This is a genomic window from Allopontixanthobacter sediminis (genome assembly GCF_009828115.1).
Taxonomy (GTDB): domain Bacteria; phylum Pseudomonadota; class Alphaproteobacteria; order Sphingomonadales; family Sphingomonadaceae; genus Allopontixanthobacter; species Allopontixanthobacter sediminis.
The window spans coordinates 502,977-527,636 of the sequence record NZ_WTYL01000001.1 but is presented as its reverse complement, the minus strand read 5'-3'; the positions used below and the strand labels follow the sequence as shown (position 1 = coordinate 527,636).

Genomic DNA, 24,660 nt, shown 5'->3' with positions numbered 1-24,660 from the left:
TAGATATGAACTGGATTTCCCGGGTCCGTAATTCCCTGCCGTTCCTGCCCAAGCGGGAAACGCCGGACAATCTCTGGATCAAATGCCCCAAGTGCCACGAAATGCTGTTCCAGCAGGATTACGAGGACAATTGGCGCGTGTGCCAGCATTGCGAGCATCACGGGCGGCTGGGCGCCGACCGGCGGCTGCAATTGCTGCTGGATGACGGGTTTTCCATGCTGCCGCAGCCAGAAGTGCGCGAAGACCCGCTCAAGTTCCGGGATTCCAAGAAATATGTCGACCGGTTGAAGGCCGCGCGCGCCGCCAATCCCCACCGGGATGCCTTCAGCGTCGGTTCGGGGAATATCGATAACCGCCCGGCAGTGGTCGGGGTGCAGGATTTCCACTTCATGGGCGGCTCCATGGGCATGGCGGTGGGCCAGGCTTTCTGCGCCGGCGCTCAGGAAGCGCTGGACCGGGGCTGCGCCTATATCGTTGTCACCGCAGCGGGCGGCGCGCGGATGCAGGAAGGCATTCTCAGCCTGATGCAGATGCCCAAGGCGACAGTGATGACCCGCCGCCTGAAGTCCGCCGGACTGCCGTATATCGTGGTACTGACCGATCCGACCACTGGCGGCGTGACCGCCAGCTACGCCATGCTCGGCGATGTCCATATTGCCGAACCCGACGCCCTGATCGGCTTTGCCGGCCAGCGCGTGATCCAGGACACGATCCGCGAAAGCCTGCCCGAAGGGTTCCAGCGGGCGGAATATCTGCACAAGCACGGCATGGTCGACATGGTGGTGCACCGCAACCGGCTGCGCGAAACGCTGGCAACGGTGCTCGATTACCTGCAGCCGGCGAAGGCTGCGTAGCGCGGCCGGAAATCCGCCGATGGATTTCGCACGTTCCGCTGACCCCGCGGTCCAGCGCCAGCTAGACCGGCTGGCGGCATTATTCCTGCCGCAGGGGCGTTTCGGACTGGAAACAATCCACGTCCTGATGGACCGGTTGGGCAATCCCCACCGGCAATTGCCGCCGGTGTTCCATGTCGCCGGTACCAACGGCAAAGGTTCCACCTGCGCCTTCCTGCGCGCCATGCTGGAGGCGCAGGGCCTGAGCGTCCACATGGCCACCAGCCCGCATCTGGTGCGCTACAACGAACGCATCCGCATTGCCGGAAAACTGATTGGCGACGCGTTGCTGGCCGATCTGCTCGCCGAAGTGCTCGACCAGTCGGACGATCTCGCGCCCAGCTTCTTCGAAGTTACCATCGCCGCCACGTTCCTTGCCTTTTCTCGTACTCCCGCCGACGCCTGTGTGGTGGAGGTCGGCCTAGGCGGCCGGTTTGACGCGACCAATGTCATCGAACACCCCGCCGCCTGCGGCATTGCCGCGCTGGGGATTGATCACGAACGTTTCCTGCTGGCCCCCGAGGACGGCGCACCGGAAATTCCCCTCGCCCGGATCGCGTTCGAGAAGGCGGGCATCGCCAAGGCGGACTGCCCGCTGGTGACCTTCAACTACCCGCATGAAGCTCAGGAAGAGATCAAACGCGCCGCCGAAAAAACCGGAGCGGTGCTGGCAATGCGCGGGCGCGATTGGGATGTCAGCGCGATTGCGGGACTGGAATACCGCGACAAGCTCGGTGACCTCACGCTGCCCCTGCCGACGCTGCCCGGCCAGCACCAGATGCAGAACGCCGCCCTCGCGGTGGCGATGCTGCGGCACCAGGATGCGGTCGAGGTTTCATCCGAAGCGATGGCCGAAGGCATCCGCACAGCCGCATGGCCCGCGCGCCTCCAGCGCCTGTCACCCGGGCCGCTGGCGGGCGAGCGCGAAGTATGGCTGGACGGCGGCCATAACCCCAGTGCCGGTGAAGCGCTCCAGCAGCATTTCGCCGGACAGCGGTTGCACCTGATTGTTGGGATGCTGGCGAATAAGGACCCCGCAGCGATCATCGAGCCACTAGCGCGTGAAACTGCTAGCCTGACTGCGGTGCCCGTCCCGCAGCACGATTGCCACAGCCGCGCCGCCTTCGGCCTCCGCGCCGTGCACGCCGCCGATGTTCCGGCAGCCGTCGTGGCCTTACCCGATGACGACCTGCCCGTGCTGATTGCGGGGTCTCTTTATCTGGCCGGCGAAGTCCTCAGGCTGAATCGGGAACTGCCCGACTGACTTCCGGGTCGGGCGGCAGCAGCCGTTCCTTGCGCGCGCTGCGCATCCATTCGATGATCACCAGAACCACTGCCACGCCGCCGATCGCCGTGGTCAGGATGAACACGTCGAAATAGCCGCGCTCCTCGATCATCTGGCCCAACGCACCGCGCCCCAGGGTACCAACCAGCATCGTGAGCGAAGACAGCAAGGCGTACTGCACCGCACTGTAGCCCTTGGCGACGATGGACGAGAGCCAAGCCACGAAGGCCGCGCCAGCAATCCCGATGGCGAGGTTCTCCAGCCCGATCGCCAGCAGCAACTTCGCCATCCGGACGTCGCTGCCCAGCGCTTCGACTGCCCAGCTGAAACCCGTGAACCGGCTCGCAACGGCGAGGCCGTGGCCGCCGACTGACAGATCGGCATACAGCAGGTTGGTCAGAGCGGCGAGGATCGCGCCCAGCAGAAGCGTCTGCATCCGGCCCAGCGCAGTCAGCAGGTATCCGCCCAGCGCGAGCCCCAGAACCACCGCGCCAACCCCGAAGAATTTGGACGCGAACGCGACCTCGTCTTTCGAATATTCCAGCTCGCCGAGGTAGAACGGGTACGCGAAGGTACCCCAGACGGAATCGGTGATCCGGTAAGTCAGCACCAGCGCCAGCACCAGCACCAGCGACCAGCCCATCCGCCCGACAAATTCGGTCAGCGGCAGAACCAGCGCGCGGTACAGATGGTCGAGAATGCGGTCGCCCTTGCTGCGCGCGGGCTGTGATGCGGCTAGCAGGTTCCGCCCCGTCTTCTCCTGCCGGACGAGCCACGCGGCAATAAAGGCAGGAATTACCACCGTCGCGATCACGATCAGCGGACCCATCCGGGTAATGAACTCCACCGAATCGGGACGCGCTTCCGGTGTGCTGCCGAGCGAGCGGACCATGAACACACCGACCACGATCAGGGCCCAGCCCCACAGCGCGCCGACCCCGGCAAGCGCCCAGCCGCGCACCCGAGGGGTTACCTGGCCCGCCTGACGCAAACCGTGCTCGTCATCGTTCTCGCCCTCGATCGCCTCGATTACGCTGGCGTCAGTGTCAGGCGCCCACAGGCCCAGAATGCCGACGACCAGCAGGATCGCGCCCATGGTGAGATAAACCGTCGGCCAGCTGGTCCGCTCCGCCATGACCAGCGCCAATGCGCCGCCCGCCAGCGCTGCCAGCCGGTACCCCATCTGGTAGACGGTCGAGAGGATATCGATGGTCGCGACCTCGTCGGCCACATCCACGCGCCAGGCATCGATCACCACGTCCTGCGTCGCGCTGGCGAAGGCGCCGAGCCCCGCGAGCAACGAGAACCATCCAAGCGCCCCAACGGGATCGAGCTGAGAGAGTGTGACCAAAGACGCACCAAGGAACAACTGCGCGGTGACAATCCACTGCTTCCGCTTGCCCAGCCGCCGCATGAAGGGCAGGTTCACCCGGTCCAGCGCCGGCGACCACAGGAATTTGAACGCGTAAGCGAGCCCGATGAGCGAGAAGACGCCCATGGTTTCCAGGTCTATCTCCGCATCGGACAGCCACGCGTAGAGCGTCCCGAGCAGCAACGCATACGGCAGACCCGCAGCGAAACCGAACAGCAGCATATAGCCCGTCTTCCGGTGACGCAGGGCCGCGAGGACCTCTCGCCAGCCGGGTTTGGAAGGAGAATTTGCCGATGTGGCCATGCAGTCCGGTCCCTCGTTACACGATGCAATATTTTGCACGTCGCGCGTTTCGTGCGACACTAGCGTGCTTGCCGATTTAAGGAAGAGTGGGATGAACGAAGCTGGAACAATCGCGCAGGATAAACGCCCGACATCAGGTCAACTGGCGCTGGCGAAAGCCATCCTGCACGACGAGCCGCGCGAAACGCGGGGCGTCACCCAAGTTCCCGCCAGCGTCTATACAGATCCCGATCATTGGGAGCGTGAGAAGCGCGCGCTGTTCGGACGGCTGCCCCAGGTCATCGCGCCGTCAGCCCTTCTGCCCGACCCCGGCATGGCCATACCGCACGATGCGACCGGGCGTCCGCTGCTGCTGACCCGCGATGCGGACGGAACCGCGCATGTTTTTCTGAATGTCTGCCGGCACCGCGGCACCCGGCTGGTGGAGGGTACGGAAACCGTCTGTGCCAAGCGGCTGGTCTGCCCCTACCACGCGTGGACCTACAAGCTCGACGGTAAGTTGATCGCCCTGCCCCGCCCTGAAACCTTCCCCGGCTTCGACAAGCGCGCGCACGGACTGGTCGAATTGCCAAGTATCGAATCGGGCGGCCTTATCTGGTTCGCGCCGGTCGAAGGCGCGGATTTCACCGATGCGAAGCGGCTGGGCGAGGATTTCAACGCCTTCGGCATGGCGGATCACCACCTGTTCCGCCGCAAGACCCACGACGTGGCCGGCAACTGGAAGCTGATCATGGACGCGTTCCTCGAGAGCTATCACGTAACCCGCCTGCACGCGCAAACCATCGGCCCGTTCTTCAAGGACGGAATCACCTCGGGCGACATGGTCGGCCCCCATGCCCGCTCTGCCGTTGGCCGCGCCGAGGACATGGCCAATGTCGATCTCACCGACATGGTTTCCCTGCGGCGCGCGGTAACCTTCGCCTACCAGTTGCTGCCCGCTACGATCATCATTCCCAGCCCCGATTACGTCAATATCCTGGTCCTGATGCCGCAGGCGCATAATCGCACGCTGGTGGAAGATTTCATGCTGATCCCCGAAGCGCCGCAATCCGACAAGGCACGCGACCATTGGGAACGCAGCTGGAGCTTGCTCGATGGAGGTGTGTTTGCCTCGGAAGATTTCCGCGCTGCCGAGCTAGGTCAACAGGGGCTGTCGAGCGGCGCGGTGGATCACGTAACCCTCGGCACGCTGGAAACCGGCATCCTGCGCTTTCACGAAACGGTGCAGGAGGCGATCCGCGCCGCAAACTGACGGCAACAGTTCGCTTTGCGTGATGCGCGCGAAACGTCTAGAGGCCGCCAATGGCCCAACCCCACAGACCCCGCACCGGCAAACCGGAAAAATCCCCGACGTCCGGCGCATCCGAACACGCGCCCGCCAGCGGCCCTTCGACGGAGCGGTCACCCGACCGTCCGGAAGGCGACCGGATCGCCAAATTGCTCGCCCGCGCCGGCATCGCCAGCCGCCGCGAGATCGAGCGAATGATCGAGGACGGCCGGATCGCACTGGACGGCAAGTTGCTGGATACGCCCGCGACCTTCCTGACCACGCTCACCGGGATCACGGTCGACGGCAAGCCGGTCGGCCGGATCGAACCCGCGCGGCTGTTCATGTTCAACAAACCGACCGGCCTGCTCACCGCAGAACGCGACATGGCGGGACGGCCGACGATCTACGCCGCGCTGACCAACGCATTGCCGAAGGACGCGCCCCGCCTGATGCCGGTTGGCAGACTCGACATGAACACGGAAGGCCTGCTGCTGCTGACCAACGACGGCGAATTGAAGCGTGCGATGGAACTTCCTTCGTCAGGCATACCGCGCACTTACCGAGCGCGCGCCTTCGGTGATATCAGCCAGGCGCAGCTCGAAGAATTGATGATGGGCGTTACTATCGACGGGATGCATTACGGTCGGATCAACGCCAACCTGGAACGGCGCACGGGCCGCAACCAGTGGATCGAAATGACCATCAGCGAAGGCAAGAACCGCGAAGTGCGCAACGTGCTCGAACATCTCGGGCTGGAAGTTTCGCGGCTAATGCGGACCACCTATGGCCCGTTCGAAATGGGCAATTTGCCGCGCGGCACGGCGGTTGAAATTCCCCAGGCCCAGGTGGAAAAATTCCGTAAGGACCTGCTGCGGGATATCAAGAAATGAGGATAGTCGCCGGCGACTGGCGCGGGCGTAAACTGGTAGCGCCCAAGGGCGAGGCGACTCGTCCGACCGCCGACCGGACGCGCGAAACGCTGTTCAACATGTTGGCCAGCCGCCTTGGCAGTTTCAATGATTTGCGGATCGCTGACCTGTTCGCAGGGTCTGGTGCGCTGGGAATAGAGGCGCTGTCGCGCGGTGCGGCCAATTGCCTGTTCGTTGAGCAGGATGATGCTGCGCTGAAGACAATCCGCGATAATGTCACCGCTCTCGATGCCCGTTCCCGTACGGACATCCGTGCCGGTTCGGTCATGAGCCTTGGTCCGGCGCGGCAAGGCTACGATCTTATTCTGCTTGATCCGCCGTATTATTCCGGAGCGGCCACGGTCGCTCTTGAGCGCCTCCAACGGCTCGGCTGGATCGAGGATGGAACCTGGATTGCGGCAGAAACCGCATTCAACGAGGACGTGATTGTGGAGGGCTTGACGGTTGCCGCGGAACGTAAGGTCGGGCGCGCCAAGCTGACATTGCTGCACAGCGCGCCCGACGAGTTGTAAGCCCGACTTTTTTCGCGACCCGGGCTTACTTCATTGGCGGATCTTCTGTTGGATCGCCTTGTGTGGGATCGGGCTCAGCCGGTGGCGGAGCGGTATCGTCGCTTTCGGGAGGCGGCGGCGCTGCTTCGGCCTGTGCAGCTACCTGGCTCTCAACCCGGCTCCATGCCGTTTCACGGTCGGCGTCTGCCATGGCAGCGATGGTTGCACGGTCCGCTTCCGAAAGCCGCCAGTAGATCGACTGGCGCTGCGGCGGCAATGTCCAGAAATATTCCTGATGGTCGGCTGACCAGCCATCATAGGTGCCCTTTTCCTGCGCTGACCAGCTGTCATACTGGGCCTTCTGTGCCGGGGTCATATCCGTAGCCGGCATCGCCGCAGTAGCTGGAGGCATTGCCCCGTCGCTGGCTGGCTGGCTGTCCTGTGCCGCCGCGGGAACCGCGAGGGCCGCCGATCCGGCAGCGAGTGTGAAAACAAATAACTTACGCATGGTGTACTCCTTGAGTGTAACCCTGCGTGACGAACCCTGCGATCTAACTGGACCCTTGAAGCCCAAGCTACAACATGGGGGCTCCCCGCCCATCCCGATTACGGGACATTCGGGCGAGTTCAGTGCACAGGATAAGACGGATTGAAACGGCGGCTGCCAGCCTATTGACCTTGCAACACCCGGCCTTGTTCTCTACCTGTTCACTTACCCATGAACGACACGCCTGCCTCTTCCGCAACCATGCCGAGTGCAGGGACCGATAGCGGATTGCCCCGCTATGCGGCCAATCTCAATTCGCCCCAGCAAGAGGCGGTCCTGACCACCGAGGGGCCGGTACTGATGCTCGCGGGCGCGGGAACGGGCAAGACGGCGGCGCTGACGGCGCGCCTCGCCCACCTCGTTGCCATGCGCAAAGCCTGGCCGAGCGAAATCCTGTGTGTCACCTTCACCAACAAGGCCGCGCGGGAGATGCGCGAACGGGTCGGGCGGCATATCGGCGACGCGGTCGAAGGAATGCCGTGGCTGGGCACGTTCCACTCGATCGGCGCGAAAATGCTGCGCCGGCACGCCGAGCTGGTCGGCCTGCAGAGCAATTACACGATCATCGACACCGACGACCAGTTGCGCCTGCTCAAGCAGTTGATCCGCGACCAGGACCTGGACGAAAAGCGCTGGCCGCCGCGGCAACTGGCCGGCCTGATCGACCGATGGAAGAACCGCGGCCTCAATCCTGCCGATCTCGATGCAGCGGAGAACGAGGCCTTCGCGAACGGACGGGGCCAAGAGTTCTACACGCTCTACCAAGAGCGGCTGAAGGCGTTGAACGCCTGCGATTTCGGTGATTTGCTGCTGCACATGCTCAACATTTTGCGGCGTGAGCCGGAGGTGCTGAAGATGTACCAGCAGCGCTTCAAATATATCCTGGTGGACGAATATCAGGACACCAACCAGGTGCAGTACCTGTGGCTTCGTCTGCTTGCTCAGGAGCGCAAGAATATCTGCGTAGTCGGTGACGACGACCAGTCGATCTACAGCTGGCGCGGCGCCGAAGTTGCCAATATTCTCCGGTTCGAGAAAGATTTCCCCGGGGCGAAGGTAGTGAAGCTGGAGCAGAATTACCGCTCCACGCCGCATATCCTCGCCGCGGCATCCGGCCTGATCGACGCGAACAGCCAGCGGATCGGCAAGACACTGTGGACGCAGTTCGAAGGCGGCGACCAGGTCCGCGTGATCGGAGTGTGGGACGCCCCCGAAGAAGCGCGCCGCGTAGGCGAGGAGGCGGAACGGCTGGAACGCGAAGGCGCCTCGCTCGACCAGGTCGCACTTCTGGTTCGCGCGCAATATCAAACCCGCGAATTCGAAGACCGGTTCATCCAGATCGGTCTCAATTACCGGATCATCGGCGGTTTCCGCTTCTACGAACGCTCGGAAATACGTGACGCGCTGGCGTATTTGCGCGTGATCGCCCAGCCGCGCGACGATCTGGCGTTCGAACGGATTTACAACCAGCCAAAGCGCGGCCTTGGAGCGAAAACGCTGGAGAAGATGTTCCAGCACGCCCGCGCGACGGACATGCCGCTCGCCGCTGCCTCCCTCCAGCTGGCCGATAGCGACGAACTGCCGAAGCGCGCCGCGGGGACCATCGCCGCGTTGATGCGGGATTTCCTGCGCTGGAAAGAACTTGCCGAACAGACGACGCCCGCCGAATTGCTGCGGACGGTAATGGACGAATGCGGGTACACCGCCATGCTGCAAGCCGAAAAATCCGCAGAGAGCGCGGGCCGGCTGGAAAACCTTTCCGAACTCGCTCGTGCGATGGAAGAGTATGAGACGCTTGGCGATTTCCTCGAGCATGTCAGCCTGGTGATGGACAATGAACGGGCCGGCGACGGGGAAAAGCTGACGATCATGACCATGCACGCGGCCAAGGGCCTGGAATTCGACAATGTTTTCCTGCCAGGCTGGGAAGAAGGCGTGTTCCCGTCCCAGCGGTCCCTCGACGAAGGCGGCCTTGCCAGTCTCGAGGAAGAACGCCGCCTGGCCTATGTCGCCATCACCAGGGCGCGTAAACGCTGCACCATCCTGTATGCCGCGAACCGGCGCATCTATGGCCAATGGACCAGCTCAATCCCGTCACGCTTTGTCGCGGAATTGCCGGACGATCACGTCACCCGCGAGACCACGATGACCGGCGGAGCGTCGTTGTGGCAGGCCAACTGGAGCGAGAGCGAGGATCCCTTTGCGCATGTCAGCACCAGCCGCCCGGAACGCTCAAGCCAACGCGGCCCCGGCTGGCAGCGCGCGCTCACCAGCGGCTATGATACCAAGCAATTGCGGCTGAAGGAATCGACGCGCAGCGCGGCCAGTTTCGCTGCCCAGCCCCGCAGCGACATCGCGGTCGGTGCGCGGGTGTTCCACGATAAATTCGGCTATGGCGAAGTGATCGGGCAGGAAGGCAACAAACTGGAGATCGAATTCGATACCAGCGGTACCAAGCGTGTGATCGATAGCTTCGTCAACGTCGCGGACTAAGCCGCAACAGTTGGATGGCCGGCGCTAGCCGGCTTGAAGCTAACTATCAGGTAGCGCTGATATCCAGGAAGCCCGGTACCGGACCGTTCCATTCACCGGGTTCGCTCGGCGGATCACGGTCTTCGCGGTAGTTCCGGCGTGGCTCGGCAGCTTTATCGGACACCTTGCGCGGTGCGCGGGCCGGTTTGGCTTCGGAAGGTTCTGGCCGCGCGTTGTCTTCGTCCCTGTCCGTCCGGGCTTTCGGCTCGGATCTTTCCGAACGCGGTTTTCTCGGCGAGCGTTCGCCGCGGGGCGAACGATCTTCGCGGGATTTCTCGGGTGCTGCGCGGGTTTCCTGCTCCGCTTCGGCACTCGGTGCAGGTTTGGCCGGTGCGTAAAGCGGAATGACCATGCCGGTCAGCTTTTCAACGTTGGCGATTGCTTCGGCATCTTCCGCCGTCACGAAGGTGAACGCGCGCCCCTTGGCACCAGCGCGCCCGGTGCGGCCAATGCGGTGAACGTAATCGTCGGGATGCCACGGCGTGTCGAAATTGAACACGTGGCTGACGCCCTTGATATCGAGCCCGCGAGCCGCGACGTCGGACGCGGCCAGGATGTTGATCTGGCCCGACTTGAAGAGGTCGAGTTCCGCAATGCGGGAAGACTGGTCCATGTCGCCATGGATTTCGCCCACCTTGAAGCCATCCTTCTTGAGCGTCTTCGCAAGATCACGCACGGTGGTTTTCTTGTTCGAAAACACGATCGCGGTGTTCACGTTATCGTTCCGCAGGAACCAGCGCAGCGCTTCTTTCTTCTTGCGCGGCGTCATCATCACCTTGAACTGGGCGATGTTTTCGCTGGTGCTGGCCGCGCGGCTGACTTCGATCTGCTTGGGATTGGTGAGGAACTTGTCCGCCAGCTTCTTGATCACCGGCGGCATCGTCGCGGAAAACAGCATGGTCTGCCGGGTGGCGGGCAGTTTCGAGCAGATGAATTCGATATCGGGAATGAACCCCATGTCGAGCATCCGGTCGGCTTCGTCGATTACCAGCAACTCGCAGCCGTTGAGCATGATCTTGCCGCGTTCGAACAAGTCCATCAGGCGGCCCGGAGTGGCGATGAGCACGTCAACGCCTTCGTTCAGCGCCTTAAGTTGGTCGCCCATCTGCACGCCGCCGATCAGCAGCGCCATCTTGAGATCGTGGTTGGCACCGTATTTCTCGAAATTTTCAGCCACCTGGGCCGCGAGTTCACGGGTCGGTTCCAGAATCAACGATCGCGGCATCAGCGCGCGACGGCGGCCGTTGTCGAGGACGTCGATCATCGGCAGCACGAAGCTGGCGGTCTTGCCGGTACCTGTCTGGGCAATGCCAATCAGGTCCTTCATCATCAGGATGGCGGGAATAGCCTCCGCCTGGATTGGCGTAGGCTCGCTATAGCCCGCGGTTTCCACCGCTTGCAGCAACTTGTCGGATAGGCCGAGATCGGCAAAAGTCATGTAGGTCAGATTGTCCGGTATATGGGGATGGCATCCCCCGTGGGTGCGGACCTTCTGCGCCCGCTAACAACAACGCCGCGCCTTTGCGCGGTGTGGTGGGAAAAGTCAAGGAATTGGGGCCTGCCCCGAAGCTATCGGGCCACCAGTTGCCGCATTCGGTCCACTTCGCAATTCGCGCCGGTTCGCGAATGAAGCTTGTCGCGGCCGGTACACAGCATTCCGTCAGAGTTCTTTTCGACGTAAAACCCAGAGTAGAAATCCCGCGCGCTGCAGGCTTTTTCCAAGCTGGCGCTGATTATCCGCTGGTCGCGAAGGTACAGCATCAGGCGGTTATCCTGCGTAGGTTGCACTCCGGAAATGGAGCTGATCGGCACGCATTTGCCGAACTTGCGCTCGACCATGTTTGCCGGGATAACCCCGCGAGGCAAATCGGCCATGAGGCTTCGCGCGTCGCCCGGTGCGGCAGGAGAAATCCGGATGGTGATCCGGCGTTCGATGCGGATCTGACGGTTGATTGCAACCTGCTCCATCGCCTCGATCATCAACCAGCCGGACCCGGCAAGCTTCGCACGCTGCTGGGCGCTCGCCTCCTGCGGTGTAAGCGCGGCGTCCCACGAGACGTCGGCCGCCGGCCCCGGACCGGGCAGCAACATCGCAATGGGGGCAAGAAAGGCAGACAGACTGGTCATTTAAGGCTTGAATAAAGCTCCTCATGCAGCCTGATCGCAGCGCGGTCTACCGCTTACCGCACCGGGTTGCCCTGCCTGTGTAGCATGGACGGTTGAATGACGGCTTAATCCCGGACCGGGTTCCGCCAACGTCGGTGCGGTCTTGCAGCACGCTAATTCTGGCGGCACCCGCCAGCTTTGTGGCATAGGCGACGCATGACCGATCAAGACGACTTTTGTAGCGCCGCGGAGAACCTGCTTGGCCCGCGCGGCTTCACCACCGATCCCGACCTCGTGCTCCCGTGGCTGACCGATTGGCGCGGCCGTTATCATGGTGCGGCGCTGGCGCTGGCGTCGCCTGCCAACACGGACGAAGTATCCAGATTGATGAAGCTTTGCGGAAAGCATGGCATCGCGGTCGTACCGCAAGGGGGCAACAGCGGGATGTCCGGCGGAGCCACCCCGGATGCCAGCGGCAACGCGGTGGTCCTGTCTCTCCGTAGAATGAACCGGATCGTCGAGCTTGATCCAATCGGCCGGAAGGTCACTTGCGAGGCCGGTGTCGTCCTTCAGGCACTTCACGAGGCCGCTGCGGCCGAGGAATTACGCTTTCCCCTCACGCTCGGCGGCAAGGGCTCCGCCACCATCGGAGGCCTGATTTCGACCAACGCTGGCGGCACGCAGGTGTTGCGGCATGGCACGATGCGCGCGCAGGTCCTCGGTCTCGAAGCCGTGATGGCGGATGGCGCGATCCTCGACACGCTTGTTCCGCTGAAGAAGGACAACCGGGGCTTCGATCTCAAGCAGATGCTGATCGGATCGGAAGGCACGTTGGGCATCGTGACGGGGGCAACCCTGCGCCTGCTGCCCGCGAGCGGGGGAAGGGTCGTGGCGTGGGTGGGCTTGGGTTCCCTGACGGCGGCACGCGAGTTGCTGCTGCGCTGCGAAGCGCAGTCGCCCGATACGCTCGAAGGTTTCGAAGTTCTTCCGCGGCATTGCCTAACTGCAGTTCTCGATCATCTTTCCAACGCGCGGTCCCCGCTGGAGCAGGAGCATGAATGGAACGTGCTGATCGAATGGGTTTCCGCGCCCGGCGCGCAAGAAGCGGTGCGCGAGCAAGCCGAGGAAATTCTGACCAGCGCGCTTGACGATGGCCTGGTTGGCGACGCCGCCCTTGCCGAAAACGAAACCCAGGCCGAGGCGATGTGGTTGCTGCGCGATTCGATATCAGTGGCCGAGCGGGCGCTCGGGCCGGCGATGCAACACGACATTTCCGTGCCGGTGGCAAAAATGGCGGATTTTGTCGAACAGACGGTTCCAGAAGTCGAGACGGCCTTTCCCGGCACAAGGGCGCTGGCGTTCGGGCATCTTGGGGACGGCAATGTCCACTTTCATGTGCTCGCGCCGACCGGTGCAATCGCCGGGCAATGGGAGGACACGGACGGCAAGACGGTCAGCCGATTCGTTCACGACCGGGTGACCGAAGTGGGCGGATCGATCAGTGCGGAACACGGGATCGGGCAAATGAAGCGTGACGAGCTTGCGCGTTTGGGCGATCCGGTCGCGCTCGCGCTGATGCGCAGCGTAAAGCTCGCGCTCGATCCGGCGAACCTGCTCAACCCCGGCAAGTTGGTGCCCGACGTCGATCCGATGCCCCGCAAACCGGTCTAACGCGCCGCACGAGCGCAATTGGTCCGGCCTTGCCTACCGGGCCGCCAGCCCTTAAAGCGCGCGCTTCACGCGATTTCAGCGGCAGGCATCACGGTGCCACCGCCTTGGCAACTGTTCCGCATTTCTAATATTGGAGAAACTTCATGGCCAGCGCGCCGCAACCTACCCTGCCCCTGTTTTACAAAGACCTGATGCCGCTCAACAGCCGCGACCATCTGAACTGGAAGAGCAAGTCGGTCGATGCAGCACTCTGGTTGGTCGGCCAGCATGCCATTCCCCTGACGGTTGACGAATTCGTCCAGGCGCAGCGCGATTTTCCGATCGTCTTCTCCTCGGGCGAAAACCCGCTTCCGTTGGCACTCATGGGCCTGAATGAAGGCGTCAACACCTTCGTGAACGAAGCCGGAAAGATCGATGACCCGATTTATATTCCCGCCTATATCCGCCGTTATCCCTTCATGCTGGCAAAACTGACCGCGGAGACCGACGACCTGTCGCTCTGCTTCGATCCGACCGCCGATTCGATCGGTGAATTCGAAGAAGGCAATCCTCTGTTCGATGAAGAAGGCAAGGCTTCGCCTACGACCAACGACATCCTGCAGTTCTGCGAGCGGTTCGAACAAGCCGGTGCACGTACCAAGTCCTTTGTCGACGAGCTGAAAAAGCACGACCTGTTGATGGACGGCGAAATCTCCATTTCGCAGAACGAAAATCCGGAAAAGCCATTCATTTACCGCGGCTTCCAGATGATCAACCAGGAAAAGCTCCAGGAACTGCGTGGTGACCTGCTGCGGACTTGGAACCAGAACGGGATGATGGCGCTGATTCACGCCCAGATTTTCTCGCTCGACCTGATGCGGGTAATTTTCTCGCGCCAGTTGCAGCAGGGCAAGGGACCGAAGCTGGCAGACGCAGGCTAAGCCCTGCTTATACGACCGCAATGGAAACTGCGGCAGGAAGGGTCAACGAAGCGACAGACCAGTCTTGAACTGGCAATGATCCCGCCCTATCTTGAATTTGTTCGGCGGCGCTACCCTCATGGCCCGCCTGAACCGTGCACTAGGTGCACACCTCCCTGAACCTTGGCCACCTCGTGCGATAAGCACGGGGTGGTTTTTTTTGAAGTTTCGCGAAGTCTATTCTGCGGCGATCGAGAAGCTGCCCGTCCGGCCGAGAGCCGCAGTCGTATCGCCCAGTTCCCGCACGAGTCCGGCAACCAACCGGACTACGCCTGCCATCCGTGCAGAGGGCTCTTGTAGACGCCGGTCCAGATAGGCCGAACGGCACAGCTCGATCTGCATGGCGTGTATGCCGCGCGCCGGTGCGGCGTGCCGGTCAAGCACGTAGCCGCCGGCATACGGCCGGTTATGCGCAACCGCTTTTTCCTGACGCGCTAGGTATGCGAAAGCCCCTGCCACCAGCAGTCCATCGCTCGAAGCTCCGAAGCGGTCACCGATGACGATCTCAGGTGGCCGGTCACCTTCGTGCCGGGGCCTGAGTGGCGGCATCGAATGCAGGTCGATCAGCAGGACAGCGCCCCACCGGTCACGCACGGTCTCGAGCGCCTTGGCCAGTGCTTGGTGGTAAGGCCGGTGAACACCTTCTATTCGCGCATCCAATTCCTCGCGGCTGATTTGCTCCTTCCAGATTTCACCATGGCGGGCCAGCCGCCGCGGAACCAGTCCGAGTCCGGTACGCGAACGCCGGTTGGCCAGCGTGCGTTTCTCGTTCGCTGGCTGGCCGCCGCGAATCATCTCCCAATCGACGTCATCGCTTGCCCGGTTGAGATCGATCATGGCGCGCGGAGCGTGGGCCACCAACAGCCCGGCACCGGTTTGCCGGGCGATTTCCAGCGCAATACGGTCGACATGCCGGTCCTCCAGGCGAATCGCTGAGTATTCCGGATCCCGCATCGCTCGTAGCAAGGCGGGGGAATACGCCCGTCCTGCATGGGGCGCCGCGATCATGACCGGTATCGGACAATCGGAGGGTTGGCGAAGCGAAAACGCCGGTTCGCTTGTGCCGGGAATCGTGCCGCCTGACTGGACTGGGCACTCCTGGTCGATCCTGGCTTCTAGCGGGGTTCGGGTCATCGAAAGAGGATTAGCGCTTACCCGCCCCGTGTCAAAGCGGGGCATGCGAAACAGTTGCAAAGATTTTTTAAGCGAAGTCGTCTATGGGCCGATCATGGAAAAACCCGATACCCTGCGAATCCTGTTGGCTGAAGACGAAGAAGCGATGCGGGGTTACCTCGCGCGTGCGCTCGAGAATGCCGGATATGACGTGGTAGCCGTCGACCGGGGCACCGCCGCCCTGCCCTTCCTCGAACAGGAGCATTTCGATCTGCTTTTGTCGGACATCGTGATGCCGGAGATGGACGGGATCGAACTGGCTCAGCGCTGCAACGAGATTAGCCCGCGCACGAAGGTGATGTTCATCACCGGCTTCGCGGCGGTAACGCTGAAGGCCAGCCGCGAACAGCCCCAGGCCAAGGTGCTGTCGAAGCCGTTCCACTTGCGCGACCTCGTGCTGGAAGTGGAGCGGGCTTTCGAAGACCGCGTTCACGCCAGCCTCTAAGGAACGTATCACCCGGGCGCGCAGGCATTCCGGTACGCCAAGCCAAACACCTACTTGCGCCCGCCGTAGCCAGACGCTAGAGGGCGCGCCTGCTGTTTAGTCAGCGATGAATAATGTGGGCGTATAGCTCAGTGGTAGAGCACTGTGTTGACATCGCAGGGGCCGGGAGTTCAACTCTCTCTACGCCCACCATTCAAAAACCCCTCAAGTCACCGGACTTGAGGGGTTTTTTGTTGCTCGGAGTGTCTTTGCGCGGCGCGTCGTATCACGCCGCAGAACGATTGCCCGAGGTCACCAGCGGATGAGCGCAGGGACGAATATCCGTCCGGCGAGTGCGCTCGCGGCGACCGCGAGGCTATGCCAGATGCCGATGTGATAGAGGTCGTCATAGGGGCAATGCAGCGAGTAGGCGAAGATGCCCACGCTCCCGGCGGCAAGGCCGGTCAGCAGGCCGGCCTGCTGCGGCGATGTCGGGGCGCCGCGGCGTAGCCAAAGGGTCAGCGCGCCGCCGGTTATAAGGCCAAGCAGGCTCCCGTTGACCAGGCAGCCGATCCCCTGCGCCGGCTGGGACTGGAAGAAAGCGCTGCCGTGGTCGGCGACTCCCAGCACACCCGCCGATACTGGCAGCAGCGCCGCCATAGCGGCGGCCCACATCCAGCCGCCGTGGGTGTTGCCGACCTGCGGTCGGCTCATACTGATAACCGCGAACGTGGCCGCCACCCCGAGCATCAGGAACAGGCCGGTCGCGAGCAGGAACACCGGGTTGAAATGTCCGGTCATCACATCGGAGCGGAGGCCGGCGAGCAGGGCCATGATCCCGACCGTCAATGCGGTGCTGCCTACCGCTATCGCCAGCCCGCGCCGCAATGTCAGCGGCTGATGCGGCCGGAGATCGCCTACCAATCCTTCGATAAAATCCTGATTGTCGGTCGGCATGCAGATTACTCTTTCTCGATCATGGCGGCGAGCCTCTTCAGCCCCCGGTGAATATTGACCTTGACCAGCGATTCGCTCTGGCCGCAGGCGTGGGAAGCTTCGGCGATCGACAACCCCTCGATCTTGACCAGCTCGATGGCGCGCGCCTGGGCCGGGGGCAGATAGGAAAACATCCGCTCGAGGCTGATCCGCGCGACGATCGCCGGTTCGGAACTGTCTGCCGCGAAGCTGTCGTCGAAGCCGGTCTCATCCGCCTTGTAAACCTTGCGCAGATGGTCGACCCAGCGATACCGCGCGATCGCCGCGAGCCAGGGCAGGAATGGCCGGGCAGGATCGTAGCTGGCAATCTTGCGGTGGAGCGACAGCAGCGTGTCCTGCACCAGATCGTCGATCTGGTGCGGCACGATCCGCCGCGCATAGAAGCGCTTGAGCCATTTCTGGCATTCGGCCAGCAATGTCGCATAGGCTTGGCGGTCCCCCGCCTGCGACATCGCCATCAGCCGCGCCATCGTGGCATCGTCTGCGATCATCGGCGGACCTTCTCCAGCAAGGGCGCATCGAGCGAGAACATCCCGCCGCCGCGCACGATCAGCACCAGCGCCAGGGCGACCCACAGCGAGTGTACCGGCCACCACGCGTCAGGGTAAACGAATATCTGGATGACCATGGTCATGCCCAGTAGCGCACCCGCCGACAGACGCGTGAAAAAGCCCAGAACTAGCAGGGCCGGAAAGACGTGCTCGGAAACGGTAGCCATCACGGCGGCGAAATCGGACGGCAGCGGCACGTTGGCGTATTCCTCGCCGAACAGATAATAGGTGATGTCGCTGATCGAAAACCAGCTGCCTTCCTCAACCTTGGTCCGGCCAGAGCGCCAGAAAATCCCCGCCAGCGCGATCCGCACGAACAGCAGCATGACCGCCTCCGGGACCTTCGCCGAAAGCCATACCGTCACCCGGTCATACAATGCGATCATGCCTGAAATCCTCGAAGGCCGATAAATGCGCCTGTTCCGATCAGCGAAATCAATGTCGGAAGCAGTTCGGTTCCGTCCTGCAATTCGCCCAGCGACGCCAGAAGGTTACAAATCCTGACAGGCTCGGCGGCATAACCCGTTGCTGCCAGTTGGGCGAAGTCCAGCGGCGACATCAGAACTTGCTCTTGCGGCCGGACGATCATCAAGGCGGCTGCATTTGCCAAACCTGGGGCTTCCGAGACCAACACTTCATGGGGCGGGGCATCGAACCCGATCGTCCGAACCGACGGGTGCAGGACAATCTCCATATCAAGGACTGCAGCGTCGCTCAGGCCGGCAAGGTCGGCAAGCTCCAGCGGCACCGCCTCGGCAGCATGGTAGCTTTCAAGCCAGGCCCATTCAACGCGAACAAGATCACGAATTTCGTCAGCGACGAGGCGGGCATCGAGGAACTCCGCGAATTTCCGGCCGATTTGATCGAGCGAAAAACCGGTCACGCCAGGATAGTCGATGTAATCCCGGCATAGTTCGTTGAATTCCGGATGCCCAAGGCACTCACGGGTCTTGGGAAATGTTTCTTCCAAGGCGACCAGCCGCGCATGCGACACCGTGTTGGCATGGACTTTCAGGCCGCGGAGCATTCTCATCGGCGCCCCCTCGAACAGCCCCGGCTCAAGATAGGTCGGCCCTTTGTCCAGCATCGTCATCATCGACGCCTGCATATCTTCAAGCGACTGCATGGGCTGCCCTCGCCTTGGCGACCCCGGCATCACGCATGATCGCCTCAGCCTTCGCCACCTCCTCCATCAGGATGCCGTATTCCGGAACGCCGGTGTCCCATTCGATCAGGACAGGTTTGGGACCCGAGCGGCCGACAAATCTCTCGAAGAGCGCCCATGTCAGGGGCGATACCGGCGAACCGTGATCGTCGATCAGCAAAGGTCCTTCAGGGTGCTCTTCGCGCGCATGGCCGGCGAGATGGATTTCGCCAACCAGCGCCGGATCGACGTTGTCCACGAAAGTCCACGGATCGAAGCCGAGATTGGTCGCGGAGACTTCGACGTTGTTGATATCGAACAGGATGCCGCAACCTGCGCGCTCACACAGCAAATGGAGAAAATCCACTTCGCCCATTTCGTCTCCCGTAAAGGCGAGATAGCGCGAGGGGTTCTCGACCAGGATTTTTCGGCCGAGCTTTTCCTGCACAATCGAGACCTGCGTAACGAAGTGATCTAGCGCCAACTTGGTATAAGGAACGGGCAGCAAGTCGGGGTAACGATTGCTGGTGTTTCCGCTCCAACTTAAATGGTCGGAAATGGATGCGGGCGAATACCGGGCACTCAGTGCAGCGAGGTGGCCGAGTTCCTCGCGGTCCACCCCCGATGCCGTTCCGAGCGACAGACCCACGGAATGGAAGCTTACCGGAAAATGCTGCGCTATCTCTTCCAGCCAGCGATGAGGCGGGCCGCCATCGCAAAAATAGTTCTGCGGATGGACCTCGACCCAGCCGGGCTTCGCTGATTGGGCCGAACCTGTAGAGCGAATACTGGCTGACACGGACTCCAGCACAACCGCATAATGTTGCGGCTTGAGCCCTATTCCCACCGTGGGGGGCAGTTCGGAAGGAATGTTCATGCCAGCCAGTATCCGCCGCGACCCGAGGGCCTAGGCCCCCAGCGGGAACGGACGCTGCGATGCGCGGTCAGCGACGAGCAAATCGGCAGCGGCAGTGTAGGTCTGAACCATCGGTTTTTCCTCTTTGGCAAAGCCGGACTAACTGCCCGCTCCACCTTGGATTCGCCGTTTCGCGGATCATTGTTACACCCCGCGAAAAATTTTGCTGATACGCGGTGCCGCTTTCTTTTGGACGCCCGGCGGAATTCAAAGCCCCCGCCTTGCGCCTCAAGCCTCCTCTGCTAAAGCCCCTCCAACTCTCGGAAGAACAGGCACAGGAAGACCATGGCGAAGATCAAGGTAGCAAACCCGGTCGTCGAACTCGACGGCGATGAAATGACCAGGATTATCTGGCAGTGGATCCGCGAACGGCTGATCCTGCCCTATCTGGACATCGACCTTAAATATTACGATCTCTCGATCGAAAAGCGCGACGAGACGGACGACCAGATCACGGTCGATTCCGCTAACGCGATCAAGAAATACGGCGTCGGCGTCAAATGCGCCACGATCACCCCGGACGAAGCCCGCGTGGAAGAATTCGGCCTCAAGAAAATGTGGCGTTCGCCCAACGGCACGATCCGCAACATCCTTGGCGGCGTGGTTTTCCGCGAACCGATCGTGATCGACAACGTTCCGCGTCTGGTGCCGGGATGGACCGACCCGATCGTGGTTGGCCGTCATGCCTTCGGTGACCAGTACCGTGCCACCGACACCCTGATCCCCGGCGCGGGCAAGCTCCGCCTGGTGTTTGAAGGTGCCGACGGCAAGAATATCGACCTTGACGTGTTCGAGTTCGAAAGCCCCGGCGTCGCCATGGCGATGTACAACCTCGACGATTCGATCCGCGATTTCGCCCGCGCCTCGATGAATTACGGGCTGGACCGCAAGTGGCCGGTGTACCTCTCGACCAAGAACACGATCCTCAAGGCCTATGACGGCCGCTTCAAGGATCTGTTCGAAGAAATCTTCGAAAGCGAATTCAAGGAAAAGTTCGCCGAAGCCGGCATCTCCTACGAACATCGCCTGATCGATGACATGGTAGCATCGGCGCTCAAATGGAGCGGCAAATTCGTCTGGGCCTGCAAGAATTACGACGGCGACGTGCAGTCAGACACGGTTGCACAGGGTTTCGGCTCGCTCGGCCTGATGACTTCCGTGCTCATGTCACCTGATGGCAAGACCGTGGAAGCGGAAGCCGCGCATGGCACTGTCACCCGCCATTACCGCCAGCACGAACAAGGCAAGGCAACGTCCACCAATCCGATCGCATCCATCTTCGCATGGACGCGGGGCCTGATGTACCGCGGCAAGTTCGATAACACGCCCGACGTGGTCCGGTTTGCTGAAACCATCGAGCGGATCTGCATCGAAACGGTCGAGAAGGGTCACATGACCAAGGACCTGGCGCTGCTCATCGGCCCTGGCCAGAGCTGGCTGACCACGGAACAATTCTTCGAGGCGATCGTAACCAACCTGGATGCAGAAATGCAGAACTGGGCTTAATTCCTCAAATGACGATTGGGGGCCGTGCCGATCCTGTTTGGGGTCTGCGCGGCCTTCTTTCTTGAAAGCGTAACCCATGGCGAACTCGTCCAAACCAGCTTCCTCCGACGCAGAGAGCACTACGGACAAGGAACGCCGAGGCAAGGCCCGCCTCGAAGTCAGACAGGCCCGGCCAGCCGACGTGCGGGCGATCGCGGATCTGGTCCGGCGTGCCTATGCCGACCTCCCCGCCTACACCCACGGCGAAATCCGCGGCCAGATCAACAATTTCCCCGACGGCTGTTTTGTCGCCAAGATGGACGGCGTTCTCGTCGGCTACTGCGCGTCGATGCGGCTCAGCGCCAACACTGCGCTCAAGCCGCATAGCTGGGACGAGATTACCGGCAACGGGTTCGGTTCGCGCCACCTTCCCACCGGCGAGTGGCTTTATGGTTATGAAATGTGTGTCGATCCCAAGTCACGCGGCACACGCATCGGCCGGCGGCTTTACGAGGAACGGCGCGCGCTGGCGGAGCGGCTCGAACTGACCGGCATCGTGTTCGGCGGCCGGATGCCAAACCTCAAACGGTTCTGGCGCAAGGTCGATGGGCCGCAGGATTACCTTGCCCAGGTCATCGAGAACAAGATCCACGATCCGGTGCTGCGCTTTCAACTCGCCAACGGATTCGAACCGATCGGGATCCTTCCGAACTACCTGCCCGAAGACAAGAAATCGAAGGCATTCGCGGTCCACATGATGTGGCGCAACCCCTATGTCGATCATGACAAGCCGCAGAAGCACCGCCTGCCGCGCGGGGTCGAAAGCGTCCGCATCGCCACCTGTCAATTGCAAGCACGCTCGGTCAAGGATTTCGCGGAATTCATCCGCCACATCGAATATTTCGTCGACGTGGCAGCGGATTATGAAGCGGATTTCATTGTCTTTCCTGAATTGTTCACGCTCATGCTGCTGTCTTTCGAAGAGAAGGAATTGACGCCCCTGGAAGCGATCGAGACGTTGTCCCGGTACACCCCGAAAATCCGCCAGACGCTGTCGGACATGGCGCTGAAATACAACATCAACATTATCGGCGGTTCCCACCCGACGCGACTGGAAGACGGCGACATTCACAACGTCGCCTATGTCTGTCTGCGTGACGGATCGATCTATTCGCAGGAAAAAATTCACCCGACCCCGAACGAAGCCTATTGGTGGAACATCAAGGGCGGCGATTCCATCGACGCGATCCCCACGGATTGCGGCCCGATAGGGGTGCTTATCTGCTACGACAGCGAATTCCCGGAACTGGCCCGCCGCCTGGTCGACGAAGGCGCGCGGATAATCTTCGTACCGTTCTGCACCGATAGCAGACAGGGATACATGCGCGTGCGTTACTGTGCGCAGGCCCGGGCGATCGAAAACCAGTGCTTCGTGGTTATGAGCGGCAACGTGGGCAACTTGCCCAATGTGGCCAACATGGACATTCAATATGCCCAGAGCTGCATCCTCACGCCGTGCGATTTCCCCTTCGCGCGGGACGGTATCGCTGCCGAGGCGAGCGAGAATGTTGAGACCCTGACCATCAGCGACGTCAACCTGGCCGACCTCAGTTGGGCGCGCGCCGAGGGGACGGTGCAGAACCTCGCCGATCGCCGGTTCGACTTGTACCGCATCGCGTGGGATAAACGTGCCGCGACAAATCCCGAGCAATACCGGATCGGCGCAGACCAGGATGCATCGGTCTCGGCACCCAAGGGTCCGCACAGTCCCGGCGGCGGCTGAACTTACCCTCCAAAGCGGTCCAAGCCGCGTGACAAGCGCGCCCAGCGTGCCATAGAAGGCCCCTATGGCTGGCGAACTTTCTTCCCCGATGTTGTCCGATGCGCTGGTAATTCTCGGCGCTGCAGGAATCGTGATCCCGGTTTTTACTCGGTTCCGGATCACTCCGGTCATCGGGTTCATCCTGATCGGGCTGCTGGTCGGGCCGTTCGGCCTCGGTAAGCTGGTTTATAATTATCCGCTGCTGGAACACGTTACCATAACCGATCCCGAGGCGCTGGAGCCGTTCGCGGAATTCGGGATCATCTTGCTGCTGTTCACCATCGGCCTCGAACTTTCGTTCAAACGGCTCTGGACCATGCGCAAGCTGGTCTTCGGGCTGGGCGCGCTGGAGCTCATTATCATCGGCGGGATGCTGGCAATATTCCTGTCCATGTTGGGGCAATACTGGACCGGTGCCTTGGGGCTTGGCCTGGCCCTTGCCCTTTCCTCCACGGCCATCGTGCTGCCGATCGCCGGTACCACCAGCCCCGTCGGGCGCGCGGCGCTCTCCATGCTGCTGTTCGAAGACATCGCAATCGTGCCGATCATCTTCATGCTGGGCGCGATGGCGCCCTACGCGCAAAACGAGGGATGGGAAGGCCTGCTCGACACCTTGTGGCTCGGCGGCCTGGTAGTAGTCGCCCTGCTGGTTCTGGGACGGTTGGCCCTCCCCCGCTTATTCGCCCAAGCGGCCCGCACGAAGAGCCCGGAACTGTTCCTTGCCGCCAGCCTGCTCGTCGTTATCGGGTCCAGCCTTGCCACCGCCGCGGTCGGGCTCTCGCCCATCGTGGGCGCGCTGATCGCCGGCCTGCTGATTGCCGAAACCGAATATCACGGCGAAGTTGAATCCATCATGGAGCCGTTCAAAGGTCTCGCGCTGGGTGTGTTCCTGATCACCGTGGGCATGAGTATCGACATTACCACGATCTGGGACAATTTTGGTCCGATCGCCCTGGCGGTAGTCCTCGTGCTTACCTTCAAGGCGCTGGTCACCGGCCTGTTGCTGCGCATGATGGGCGCACGGCGGAGCACCGCGACGGAAACGGGCATCCTGATGGCCAGCCCGTCCGAAACCACCTTGATCGTTCTCGCAGCCGCAAGTTCGGCGCTGCTGATCCAGCCCGGCACCGCTCAGTTCTGGCAGATCGTGACCGCGATTGGATTGACCATCACTCCCGTCCTCGCCCGGCTCGGCCGGATCGTTGCGCGCAAGGTCGAACCGGCGCCGGAATTGCCCCCCGAAGACCGCGGCACTCCGCGCGTCATCATCGTGGGCGCCGGCCGCGTAGGCCGCCTCGTGGCCCAGATGCTGACCGTTCACGGCAAACCCTATGTGGCAATCGATTCCGACGCCGACCTGATCGAGACCGCCAAGCGCGAGGGATACCGCGCAGCCTTCGGCGACGCCGCACGAGGGCATGCGCTACGAAACCTCGGGATCGAGAATGCATTGGCAATCATCCTGACGATGGACGAGCCGGTGCTGGCGCAGCGCCTGACGTCGAAATTACGCAAGGCTTATCCCGATCTGCCAATCATCGCGCGCGCCCGCGACACAAGGCACGCCGCCGAACTCTACCGCAGCGGGGCCAGCCACGCGGTTCCGGAAACACTCGAAAGCTCACTGCAATTGTCCGAGGCAGTGCTGGTCGACCTCGGCGTCGCCATGGGTCCGGTGATCGCATCGATCCACGAAAAGCGCGACGAATTCCGGATCAAGATCCAGCAGGACGCCAAACTCGAGGTGAAACCGAAACTTCGCACGAGCAACGTGGGCGCGGCGGGCTGACT

22 protein-coding genes and 1 tRNA gene are annotated in these 24,660 nt (G+C 62.0%); 13 read left to right on the top strand and 10 right to left on the bottom strand.

All coding sequences use genetic code 11. From position 1 onward, the window contains the following. Positions 1–5 precede the first annotated feature (5 nt). Together accD and GRI65_RS02730 are read left to right on the top strand one after the other, a co-directional pair. Positions 6–854 (top strand): acetyl-CoA carboxylase, carboxyltransferase subunit beta, encoded by an 849-nt coding sequence (gene accD / locus GRI65_RS02735; protein ID WP_160754984.1) that lies wholly within the window; start codon positions 6–8, stop codon positions 852–854. Positions 855–873: 19 nt separating this feature from the next. Further along, positions 874–2,157: a bifunctional folylpolyglutamate synthase/dihydrofolate synthase gene (locus tag GRI65_RS02730; RefSeq protein WP_160754983.1), complete on the top strand. Its 1,284-nt coding sequence runs from the start codon at positions 874–876 to the stop codon at positions 2,155–2,157. Here GRI65_RS02730 and GRI65_RS02725 read toward each other — a convergent pair. Continuing rightward, positions 2,129–3,853, bottom strand: coding sequence for an AmpG family muropeptide MFS transporter (locus GRI65_RS02725; RefSeq protein ID WP_160754982.1), 1,725 nt, complete (start codon positions 3,851–3,853; stop codon positions 2,129–2,131). The genes GRI65_RS02730 and GRI65_RS02725 overlap by 29 nt on opposite strands. Before the next feature lie 91 nt (positions 3,854–3,944). Here GRI65_RS02725 and GRI65_RS02720 point away from each other — a divergent pair, with 91 nt between their 5' ends. Genes GRI65_RS02720 through rsmD form a run of 3 tightly spaced genes read left to right on the top strand, consistent with a single transcriptional unit; the run spans position 3,945 to position 6,564 of the window. Beyond that, a complete protein-coding gene (locus GRI65_RS02720; RefSeq protein ID WP_160754981.1) occupies positions 3,945–5,105 on the top strand; it encodes an aromatic ring-hydroxylating oxygenase subunit alpha in 1,161 nt (386 codons plus the stop codon). Positions 5,106–5,155: 50 nt separating this feature from the next. Then, complete coding sequence (locus tag GRI65_RS02715) at positions 5,156–6,013, top strand: pseudouridine synthase (RefSeq protein WP_160754980.1); 858 nt, start codon at positions 5,156–5,158, stop codon at positions 6,011–6,013. Further along, positions 6,010–6,564 carry a 16S rRNA (guanine(966)-N(2))-methyltransferase RsmD gene (gene rsmD, locus GRI65_RS02710; protein ID WP_160754979.1) on the top strand — a complete coding sequence of 185 codons (555 nt, stop codon included), beginning with the start codon at positions 6,010–6,012 and terminating at the stop codon, positions 6,562–6,564. Before GRI65_RS02715 ends, rsmD begins: the two co-directional genes overlap by 4 nt. 25 nt (positions 6,565–6,589) lie before the next feature. On the opposite strand, the gene GRI65_RS02705 is transcribed toward rsmD, so the two are convergent. Next, positions 6,590–7,051 carry a hypothetical protein gene (locus tag GRI65_RS02705; protein WP_160754978.1) on the bottom strand — a complete coding sequence of 154 codons (462 nt, stop codon included), beginning with the start codon at positions 7,049–7,051 and terminating at the stop codon, positions 6,590–6,592. A 210-nt stretch (positions 7,052–7,261) separates the two neighbouring features. On the opposite strand from GRI65_RS02705, the gene GRI65_RS02700 reads away from it, so the two are divergent. After that, entirely contained in the window at positions 7,262–9,583 is a 2,322-nt protein-coding gene (locus tag GRI65_RS02700; protein WP_160754977.1) for an ATP-dependent helicase, read from the top strand. 46 nt (positions 9,584–9,629) lie between these two features. Here GRI65_RS02700 and GRI65_RS02695 read toward each other — a convergent pair whose 3' ends face one another. Together GRI65_RS02695 and GRI65_RS02690 are read right to left on the bottom strand one after the other, a co-directional pair. Further along, positions 9,630–11,060, bottom strand: a complete 1,431-nt coding sequence (locus tag GRI65_RS02695) for a DEAD/DEAH box helicase (protein WP_160754976.1) — start codon at positions 11,058–11,060, stop codon at positions 9,630–9,632. Between the two features lie 131 nt (positions 11,061–11,191). Further along, entirely contained in the window at positions 11,192–11,749 is a 558-nt protein-coding gene (locus GRI65_RS02690; RefSeq protein ID WP_160754975.1) for a hypothetical protein, read from the bottom strand. A gap of 195 nt (positions 11,750–11,944) precedes the next feature. Between GRI65_RS02690 and GRI65_RS02685 the strand changes: the two genes are divergently transcribed. Beyond that, positions 11,945–13,399 (top strand): FAD-binding oxidoreductase, encoded by a 1,455-nt coding sequence (locus GRI65_RS02685; protein ID WP_160754974.1) that lies wholly within the window; start codon positions 11,945–11,947, stop codon positions 13,397–13,399. A 143-nt stretch (positions 13,400–13,542) separates the two neighbouring features. Next, complete coding sequence (locus GRI65_RS02680) at positions 13,543–14,319, top strand: SapC family protein (protein ID WP_160754973.1); 777 nt, start codon at positions 13,543–13,545, stop codon at positions 14,317–14,319. A gap of 216 nt (positions 14,320–14,535) precedes the next feature. Here GRI65_RS02680 and GRI65_RS02675 read toward each other — a convergent pair whose 3' ends face one another. Further along, entirely contained in the window at positions 14,536–15,492 is a 957-nt protein-coding gene (locus tag GRI65_RS02675) for an N-formylglutamate amidohydrolase (protein ID WP_160754972.1), read from the bottom strand. A gap of 94 nt (positions 15,493–15,586) precedes the next feature. On the opposite strand from GRI65_RS02675, the gene cpdR reads away from it, so the two are divergent. Further along, positions 15,587–15,976 carry a cell cycle two-component system response regulator CpdR gene (gene cpdR, locus GRI65_RS02670; RefSeq protein WP_160754971.1) on the top strand — a complete coding sequence of 130 codons (390 nt, stop codon included), beginning with the start codon at positions 15,587–15,589 and terminating at the stop codon, positions 15,974–15,976. Between the two features lie 117 nt (positions 15,977–16,093). Continuing rightward, positions 16,094–16,168 (top strand) — tRNA-Val (locus GRI65_RS02665). A 99-nt stretch (positions 16,169–16,267) separates the two neighbouring features. Here the strand turns inward: GRI65_RS02665 and GRI65_RS02660 are convergent. Genes GRI65_RS02660 through bufB form a run of 5 tightly spaced genes read right to left on the bottom strand, consistent with a single transcriptional unit; the run spans position 16,268 to position 19,523 of the window. Next, positions 16,268–16,912: an NrsF family protein gene (locus GRI65_RS02660; RefSeq protein ID WP_160754970.1), complete on the bottom strand. Its 645-nt coding sequence runs from the start codon at positions 16,910–16,912 to the stop codon at positions 16,268–16,270. A gap of 5 nt (positions 16,913–16,917) precedes the next feature. Further along, positions 16,918–17,442 carry a sigma-70 family RNA polymerase sigma factor gene (locus GRI65_RS02655; protein WP_160754969.1) on the bottom strand — a complete coding sequence of 175 codons (525 nt, stop codon included), beginning with the start codon at positions 17,440–17,442 and terminating at the stop codon, positions 16,918–16,920. Continuing rightward, positions 17,439–17,888 carry a DoxX family protein gene (locus tag GRI65_RS02650; RefSeq protein ID WP_160754968.1) on the bottom strand — a complete coding sequence of 150 codons (450 nt, stop codon included), beginning with the start codon at positions 17,886–17,888 and terminating at the stop codon, positions 17,439–17,441. The genes GRI65_RS02655 and GRI65_RS02650 overlap by 4 nt, the downstream gene beginning before the upstream one ends. After that, positions 17,885–18,595 carry an HvfC/BufC family peptide modification chaperone gene (locus GRI65_RS02645; protein WP_160754967.1) on the bottom strand — a complete coding sequence of 237 codons (711 nt, stop codon included), beginning with the start codon at positions 18,593–18,595 and terminating at the stop codon, positions 17,885–17,887. The genes GRI65_RS02650 and GRI65_RS02645 overlap by 4 nt, the downstream gene beginning before the upstream one ends. Before the next feature lie 19 nt (positions 18,596–18,614). Further along, positions 18,615–19,523 (bottom strand): MNIO family bufferin maturase, encoded by a 909-nt coding sequence (bufB, locus tag GRI65_RS02640; RefSeq protein WP_160754966.1) that lies wholly within the window; start codon positions 19,521–19,523, stop codon positions 18,615–18,617. A gap of 324 nt (positions 19,524–19,847) precedes the next feature. Between bufB and GRI65_RS02635 the strand changes: the two genes are divergently transcribed. From GRI65_RS02635 to GRI65_RS02625, 3 genes are all read left to right on the top strand, one after another. Further along, entirely contained in the window at positions 19,848–21,068 is a 1,221-nt protein-coding gene (locus GRI65_RS02635; RefSeq protein ID WP_160754965.1) for an NADP-dependent isocitrate dehydrogenase, read from the top strand. Positions 21,069–21,144: 76 nt separating this feature from the next. After that, entirely contained in the window at positions 21,145–22,830 is a 1,686-nt protein-coding gene (locus tag GRI65_RS02630; protein ID WP_160754964.1) for a GNAT family N-acetyltransferase, read from the top strand. A gap of 64 nt (positions 22,831–22,894) precedes the next feature. Next, a complete protein-coding gene (locus tag GRI65_RS02625; RefSeq protein WP_160754963.1) occupies positions 22,895–24,658 on the top strand; it encodes a cation:proton antiporter domain-containing protein in 1,764 nt (587 codons plus the stop codon). The last annotated feature ends 2 nt before the right edge of the window (positions 24,659–24,660 follow it).

Excerpts from the sequence above, each read along its gene's own strand:
- GRI65_RS02725 (WP_160754982.1), bottom strand. The coding sequence starts at position 3,853 with ATGGCCACATCGGCAAATTCTCCTTCCAAACCCGGCTGGCGAGAGGTC.
- GRI65_RS02690 (WP_160754975.1), bottom strand. The coding sequence starts at position 11,749 with ATGACCAGTCTGTCTGCCTTTCTTGCCCCCATTGCGATGTTGCTGCCC.
- GRI65_RS02625 (WP_160754963.1), top strand. The coding sequence starts at position 22,895 with ATGGCTGGCGAACTTTCTTCCCCGATGTTGTCCGATGCGCTGGTAATT.
- GRI65_RS02645 (WP_160754967.1), bottom strand. The coding sequence starts at position 18,595 with ATGACGATGCTGGACAAAGGGCCGACCTATCTTGAGCCGGGGCTGTTC.
- GRI65_RS02630 (WP_160754964.1), top strand. The coding sequence starts at position 21,145 with ATGGCGAACTCGTCCAAACCAGCTTCCTCCGACGCAGAGAGCACTACG.
- accD (WP_160754984.1), top strand. The coding sequence starts at position 6 with ATGAACTGGATTTCCCGGGTCCGTAATTCCCTGCCGTTCCTGCCCAAG.
- GRI65_RS02715 (WP_160754980.1), top strand. The coding sequence starts at position 5,156 with ATGGCCCAACCCCACAGACCCCGCACCGGCAAACCGGAAAAATCCCCG.
- GRI65_RS02635 (WP_160754965.1), top strand. The coding sequence starts at position 19,848 with ATGGCGAAGATCAAGGTAGCAAACCCGGTCGTCGAACTCGACGGCGAT.
- GRI65_RS02720 (WP_160754981.1), top strand. The coding sequence starts at position 3,945 with ATGAACGAAGCTGGAACAATCGCGCAGGATAAACGCCCGACATCAGGT.
- GRI65_RS02660 (WP_160754970.1), bottom strand. The coding sequence starts at position 16,912 with ATGCCGACCGACAATCAGGATTTTATCGAAGGATTGGTAGGCGATCTC.
- GRI65_RS02650 (WP_160754968.1), bottom strand. The coding sequence starts at position 17,888 with ATGATCGCATTGTATGACCGGGTGACGGTATGGCTTTCGGCGAAGGTC.
- GRI65_RS02675 (WP_160754972.1), bottom strand. The coding sequence starts at position 15,492 with ATGACCCGAACCCCGCTAGAAGCCAGGATCGACCAGGAGTGCCCAGTC.
- bufB (WP_160754966.1), bottom strand. The coding sequence starts at position 19,523 with ATGAACATTCCTTCCGAACTGCCCCCCACGGTGGGAATAGGGCTCAAG.
- GRI65_RS02705 (WP_160754978.1), bottom strand. The coding sequence starts at position 7,051 with ATGCGTAAGTTATTTGTTTTCACACTCGCTGCCGGATCGGCGGCCCTC.
- GRI65_RS02655 (WP_160754969.1), bottom strand. The coding sequence starts at position 17,442 with ATGATCGCAGACGATGCCACGATGGCGCGGCTGATGGCGATGTCGCAG.
- cpdR (WP_160754971.1), top strand. The coding sequence starts at position 15,587 with ATGGAAAAACCCGATACCCTGCGAATCCTGTTGGCTGAAGACGAAGAA.
- GRI65_RS02685 (WP_160754974.1), top strand. The coding sequence starts at position 11,945 with ATGACCGATCAAGACGACTTTTGTAGCGCCGCGGAGAACCTGCTTGGC.
- GRI65_RS02700 (WP_160754977.1), top strand. The coding sequence starts at position 7,262 with ATGAACGACACGCCTGCCTCTTCCGCAACCATGCCGAGTGCAGGGACC.
- rsmD (WP_160754979.1), top strand. The coding sequence starts at position 6,010 with ATGAGGATAGTCGCCGGCGACTGGCGCGGGCGTAAACTGGTAGCGCCC.
- GRI65_RS02680 (WP_160754973.1), top strand. The coding sequence starts at position 13,543 with ATGGCCAGCGCGCCGCAACCTACCCTGCCCCTGTTTTACAAAGACCTG.
- GRI65_RS02730 (WP_160754983.1), top strand. The coding sequence starts at position 874 with ATGGATTTCGCACGTTCCGCTGACCCCGCGGTCCAGCGCCAGCTAGAC.
- GRI65_RS02695 (WP_160754976.1), bottom strand. The coding sequence starts at position 11,060 with ATGACTTTTGCCGATCTCGGCCTATCCGACAAGTTGCTGCAAGCGGTG.